The sequence below is a fragment of the Caulobacter sp. HMWF025 genome (genome assembly GCF_003060965.1).
GTDB lineage: Bacteria > Pseudomonadota > Alphaproteobacteria > Caulobacterales > Caulobacteraceae > Caulobacter.
The window spans coordinates 14,204-20,352 of the sequence record NZ_QAII01000082.1; the positions used below are offsets into that span (position 1 = coordinate 14,204).

Genomic DNA, 6,149 nt, shown 5'->3' on the forward strand with positions numbered 1-6,149 from the left:
CAAGGCGTAGCTTGTTGCCGAACCTTTTGAATAGTCCGCCCGAGAGTTTCGCGCCACAGGGGATCGCGTGCGGCGTGCACCGGGTCGGCCATCGCGGTTGCCTGCGGAGCACTTAAACGCCTGCTGCGGCGAAACGTCCGCCCAAAGCGACCGCAACTTCAAACATGGTTAACAAATTCAGGGCACGTCTTAACACGCTACTTCCCTGCCGAGTCGGAGACGATCGCGTGAACGCCAGTCCCAAGCTTGACCGTCGCATGGCCTTCATGCAGTTCGACCAGCGGGATCGCGCGGCGCTGCGGGCTCTCAAGCCTCTGATCGATGCGGAAATCGGTACGGCGCTGTCCAAGTTCTACGGGCAGGTTCGGTCCTTCCCGGAGATCCGGAGCAAGTTCCGGGACGAAGGCCATATCTCGGGTGCCGAGCGGGCCCAGGCCGGCCACTGGCGGCGACTGGTCAGCGCCGACTATGGCCCTGACTATGTGCGGGATGTCGAGCGGATCGGGCGGGCCCATGTCGATGCGGGCCTTGAGCCGCAATGGTATATCGGCGGCTACTCGGTCATTGTCGAAGACCTGATCCGGGCCGTGATCACCAAGCGGGCCAAGGCGCTCTTCGCATCAGCCAAGTCCGACGCCGACCTTGCCGATGGCCTGGTGGCGCTCAACAAGGCCGTCTTCCTCGACATGGAACTGGCCATTTCCACCTACATCACCGTGCAGGACGAACAGCGGGCGGCCCTCGAAGCCGAGCGCGATGCCGCCGCCCGTAACCAGGCCGCAGCGGTCCGCGCGGTGGGCGAGGCCCTGTCGCGCCTGGCCGCGGGGGATCTCTCGGCCCGGGTGGAGGAGGGCCTGTCGCCGGAATTTGCTTCCCTGAAGGTTGATTTTGACCAGGCGGCCATGGCCCTGGCCGAGGCGATGAACGCGGTTGAGCGCGCCTCGTCCGGGATCCGGTCCGGTGCTGACGACATCGCCCGCAACGCCGATGACCTGGCCCAGCGGACCGAGCAGCAGGCCGCCACCCTGGAGCAGACCGCCGCCGCCGTGGACCAGCTGACCACGACGGTCAGCAAGACGGCCCAGAGCGCGCGCGAGGTTTCGGCCATGGTCGGCGAGGCCAGCGCGGAAGCCGAGCGTTCGGGGACCGTGGTCACCCGGGCCGCCGAGGCCATGACCAAGATCGAGAGTTCGTCGCATCGCGTTTCGCAAATTCTCGGCGTGATCGACGAGATCGCCTTCCAGACCAACCTCCTGGCCCTGAACGCCGGGGTCGAGGCCGCCCGGGCTGGCGATGCTGGTCGGGGCTTTGCCGTGGTCGCCCAGGAAGTCCGGGCCCTGGCCCAGCGCTCCGCCGACGCTGCCCGGGAGATCAAGACGCTGATCGCCGAGTCCAGCCGTCAGGTCGGGGAAGGCGTCGAGCTTGTCGGCCAGACCGGGGCCGCCCTGCGCGGCATTGTCAACAAGGTGGGCGGTATCGACGGGCTGATCAACGAGATCGCGGCCTCCGCCAATGAACAGGCCGTGGCGCTCAGCCAGGTCAATACGGCGGTGAACCAGCTCGATCAGGTCACCCAGCGCAATGCGGCCATGGTCCACCAGTCGACCGAGTCGACCCGGACCCTGCGGATCGAGGCGGCGGACCTGTTCAACCGGGTCGGCGCCTTCCGGACCGGTGGTACAGAGCCTGCGGCCGCTGTTTCCGACAATCCGGTCCATGCGGCCCGGGCCCGCCTGACCGCCTTCGCCCGCCCGGGGCGCTGACGTCCGGCCCGGCGGGCAGCGGCTCAGGGCGAGAGCGGCGGCGCGGTCGACGCGCGATGAATGAGCTCGAACGGCAGAAGCTCGTCCAGGGGCGATGATTTCGATGCCGCCTTGATCTGTCCAGTGATCAGCAGACGGGTGGCCAGCGAGGCCATCTCGACAACCGGCTGGCGGACCGTTGTCAACTGCGGCCGGCTGAAACGCGCGCTCGGGCTGTCGTCGAAGCCGGCAATCGAGACTTCGCCGGGCACCATGATGCCGGCCTCGGCCGCTGCCGCAATGCAGCCCAGGGCCATGTCGTCATTGCTGGCGAAGATGGCGGTCGGCCGGTCGGGCAGGGCCAGCAGGGCCTTTGCCTGTTCCAGTCCCGACTGGAAGGTGAAGTCTCCCTGGCGCACCCACTGGTCGGACACCGGCAGGTTCAGCTGCTTCATGGCCTCCAGATAGCCCGCGCGCCGGGCCTGGCTGGCCCCGTAGCGGGGCTCACCGACAATGAAGCCGATCCGGCGATGGCCGAGGCCAGCCAGGTGCTGGGTCATGTCCCGCGCCGCGGCGACATCGTCCATGTGGACGCGCGGACCCAGTTCGGCAGGACGTTCAGGACCCAGGCGGACATAGGGCGTGCCGGCCTTGTCGAGCAGTTCCAGAACCGTCTCGTTGTCAGAGCTGGGCGGGGTCAGGATGACGCCGTCAGGCTTGAGGGCGGCCAGCAGGGCGGCGACTTCCTGGCGCACGCGCGGGGCGTCGTGGTCGATCAGCTCGATCAGCAGGTGGTAGCCTGCGTCCCGGCACTGCAGGGTCGCGCCCAACTGGATGCGCGACAGATAGTCGGCCCCGCGTTCGCTGCGCCAGTGATCGATGGTCAGGGCCGCGTCGACGAAGATGGCGATCACGAACGACCGCGACCCGGCCAGGCTGCGGGCCGAAAGGTTCGGGCTGTAGTCGAGGGCCTCGGCGGCTTCCATCACGCGGTCGCGCATGGCCGGCCGCACATTGGGCTCGTTGTTCATGACCCGCGAGACGGTTTTGATGGAGACGCCCGCTCGCGCGGCGACGTCATAGATCGTCACCGAGGCCATAGATCCGCCCGAACCTGTCGCATAAGACTCATCCTTTCAGCCTAGACTATTAGCTCACGGCCAAGCGACTTTTCAGCAGAGAAAAGTTTCGCCCGGCGCAGTTGTCCAGAACCGGACATTTCCGGCCTTGTGCCTGGCGAGCGGGAAGGCCAGTCTGGATCTCGACGCAGCGAAGACTGCGATGGGAGACCCACAATGTCGCCAGGCGACGAGGCCCGACCGGCCGTTCCGGTCCGGGCTGGCTTCATAGCGGCCTATACTCTCGCCCAGATCGGCGCTTTCGTCAGCTTCATGCCCCTGTTTCAGGTGCTGCTTCCCCTGAAGGCCGAAGCGATCGATGCGGCGGGGAAGGCGGTCCTGCTGAGCCAGGTGGCGTTCTTCGGGGCCCTGACGGCCAGCGTCGCCAATCTGCTGGCGGGAGCGGTCAGCGACCGCACGACCTCGCGGTTCGGCCGACGCCGACCCTGGATGCTGGTCGGTGCCCTGGGGACCACAGCGGCCTATGTTCTGATCATGCGGGCCAGCACCCCCGGGGCCCTGGTCGCCGGGGTCGTGCTGTTCCAGCTGACTTTCAACCTGATGTTTTCGGCCCTGATCGCGGTCATGCCCGACCGGGTGCCGGATGCCCAGAAGGGCCGTGTCGCGGCGTTTCTCAGCCTGGGCAACCCGATCGGGACCCTGGCCGGAGCCGTGCTGATCGGCGGCATCCTGGTGTCGGAGGGGATGCGCTATCTGGCGATCAGCGCCGTCCTGCTCCTGACCCTGGCACCGTTCGTCATCGGCCTGAACGACAGGCCCCTGGCCCGCGACGCCCGGCCGCCTTTCCGGCTGGGGGAATTTCTGGCCGGCCTCTGGGTCGACCCCCGCGCCCATCCCGACTTTGCCTTTGCCTGGGTCGGGCGGTTCCTGGTCCTGATCACGCTGAGTCTCGTGCAGAGCTACATGCTCTACTACCTGCAGGACGTTCTGGGCTTTTCGCGCCTGTTCCCCGGACACAAGGCCGAGGAGGGGCTGGCGATCCTGACCATGGTGGCGACGGCGTCGAATGTCGCCATGGCCCTGATCGGCGGCATCCTGTCCGACCGGCTGAAGCGCCGGAAGCTGTTTGCCGCCGGTGCTGCCCTGACGATCGCCGTGGCGATGCTGATCTTCTCGATGACGCCGTCCTGGCCGGTGATGCTGGGGGCCTATCTGCTGCTCGGCTGCGGGTCGGGCTGCTTCTATGCGGTCGACATCGCTCTGGTCACCCAGGTGCTGCCGTCGCAGAAGGATGCGGGCAAGGATCTGGGTGTGCTCAACCTGGCCAACACCTTGCCCCAGGCCCTGGCTCCCGTTCTGGCCATCTGGTCGCTGGGGCCCACCCATCTCGATTTCCGGACCTTCTTCATTGCAGCGGCGCTGCTGGCCACGGCCGGGGGGCTGGCGATCCTGCCGATCCGGGGCGTGCGCTGAGGCGCAGCGGGCCAACGGGCAGGGGGCGGCCCGTCCGGGCCATGGGCTTTATCGCCGTCCCGGTTTAGATGGCACCGCCGGGGCTTGACCTGGGCCAGGGTTTTGCAGGGGCCGTCTTGCCGCAGTTTATCGCCATCTCCGACCCCGACGATCCCCGGGTTGCCGCCTATCGCGACATCCGCGAGCGCGATCTGGTGGGTCGCCAGGGCCTGTTCGTCGCCGAGGGTGAGACCGTGTTGCGCGCCTTCGTCCGTGACGCGCCCGGACGGGTGCAGTCGCTGCTGATCGACCCCCGGCGGCGCGACAAGCTGGACGAGGTCTTTGCCGGCCTGGGCGAGACCACCCCCGTCTACCTGGTCGAGCAGGCGGTGCTGGACGCCGTCGCCGGCTTTCACCTGCATCGCGGCGTGCTGGCGATCGGCGAGAAGGCCCCCGAAGTCTCCCCCGACGCGCTTCTGGCAGGGCTGGCGGAGACGGCCCTGGTGATGGTGCTTTGCGGCATCGCCAATCACGATAATCTCGGCGGCATCTACCGCAATGCCGCCGCCTTCGGGGTGGATGCGGTGCTGCTCGACAGCGACTGCTGCGACCCGCTGTATCGCAAGGCCATCCGGGTCTCGGTCGGAGCGGCCCTCAGCGTCCCGACGGCGGTTCTGGCCCGGGGCGAGGACATTGCCGGTCTGCTGGAGCGGCACGGTTTCGCGGCCCTGGCGCTCAGCCCGTCGGCCGGCCAGACCCTGGCCGAGCTGAAGACACCGGCCCGCTGCGCGGTCCTGCTGGGGGCCGAGGGCCCGGGCCTATCGGCAGAGCTGATGGCCAGGGCCCGGACGGTGGGGATCCCGATGGCGGGGGGCTTTGACTCCCTCAATGTCGCCACGACCAGCGGCATCGTCCTGCATCACCTGCGCTTCACGGGGCGATAGGAAACCGGTTTCCTCCCGGCGGTCCCGGCCCTAGGATCGGGGCCATTCCTCGATCTGCCTGAAGGTACCGTCCATGCTTGATCGTCGCGGCGCGCTGGGCAGCCTGATCGTCGGCCTGCTGGCCAGTGTCCCGGCACGTCGGGCCCATGCGGAGGGTGCCCCCCTGTCTGACCCTACCGAAGTCCTGCCGCTCTGGCCTGCCGCCCCCCCGGGGGGCGAGGTCGTTACCGCTGTCGAGGCGATCCTTGAGCGGGGCGATCCCGCCGGTCTGCGCGACCGGGCCATGACCCACATCCGCAACCCCAGACTGGTGGTCTTCCGGCCCAAAGTGCCCAATGGCGCGGCCGTCATGCTGATCCCGGGCGGGGGCTATGAGCGGGTCGTGCTCGACAAGGAGGGCTATGAGACCGCCCGCTGGCTGAGCGAGCGCGGCTATACCTGTTTCGTGCTGTTCTACCGTCTGCCGGGCGACGGCTGGCGCGCCGGCCCCGACACGCCCCTGCAGGATGCCCAGCGGGCCATCCGGCTCGTGCGCTCAAGGGCGTCGGCGATGGGCTTCAAGCCGGACCGCGTGGCGATCATGGGCTTCTCGGCCGGTGGCCATGTCGCCGCCAGCCTGACGACCCGCTCGGCCGCCGCCGTCTATGAGCGGGTCGACGCGGTCGATGACCTGCCGGCCCGTCCCGACCTGTCGGCCCTGATCTATCCGGTGATCAGCCTGGACCCGGCCATCATGCATGCCGGCTCGCGTCGGCAGTTGCTGGGGCAGAACCCGACGCCGGAGCAGATCGCGCTCTATTCGCCGGATCGCCAGGTCGCGGCCGGGCTGCCGCCGGTCTTCCTGCTGCACGCCGCCGACGATCCCGCCGTGCCGGTCCAGAACAGCCTGACGATGTTCACCGCCCTGAAGGCCCGGGCCGTGCCGACCGAGC

5 protein-coding genes are annotated in these 6,149 nt (G+C 68.4%); 4 read left to right on the forward strand and 1 reads right to left on the reverse strand.

Annotation, left to right across the window (positions count from 1 at the left end; translation table 11 throughout):
- Positions 1 to 227: 227 nt before the first annotated feature.
- Positions 228 to 1,763, forward strand: coding sequence for a globin-coupled sensor protein (locus DBR10_RS09565; RefSeq protein ID WP_108505372.1), 1,536 nt, complete (start codon positions 228 to 230; stop codon positions 1,761 to 1,763).
- A 23-nt stretch (positions 1,764 to 1,786) separates the two neighbouring features.
- Here DBR10_RS09565 and DBR10_RS09570 read toward each other — a convergent pair whose 3' ends face one another.
- A complete protein-coding gene (locus tag DBR10_RS09570) occupies positions 1,787 to 2,842 on the reverse strand; it encodes a LacI family DNA-binding transcriptional regulator (RefSeq protein ID WP_108505371.1) in 1,056 nt (351 codons plus the stop codon).
- A 195-nt stretch (positions 2,843 to 3,037) separates the two neighbouring features.
- Here DBR10_RS09570 and DBR10_RS09575 point away from each other — a divergent pair, with 195 nt between their 5' ends.
- The 3 genes from DBR10_RS09575 to DBR10_RS09585 all read left to right on the forward strand — a co-directional run.
- Positions 3,038 to 4,294 (forward strand): MFS transporter, encoded by a 1,257-nt coding sequence (locus tag DBR10_RS09575; RefSeq protein WP_108485986.1) that lies wholly within the window; start codon positions 3,038 to 3,040, stop codon positions 4,292 to 4,294.
- Positions 4,295 to 4,410: 116 nt separating this feature from the next.
- A complete protein-coding gene (locus DBR10_RS09580; RefSeq protein ID WP_108505376.1) occupies positions 4,411 to 5,217 on the forward strand; it encodes a TrmH family RNA methyltransferase in 807 nt (268 codons plus the stop codon).
- A 73-nt stretch (positions 5,218 to 5,290) separates the two neighbouring features.
- A partial coding sequence (locus tag DBR10_RS09585) for an alpha/beta hydrolase (protein WP_233243350.1) occupies positions 5,291 to 6,149 on the forward strand: 859 nt, incomplete at its 3' end.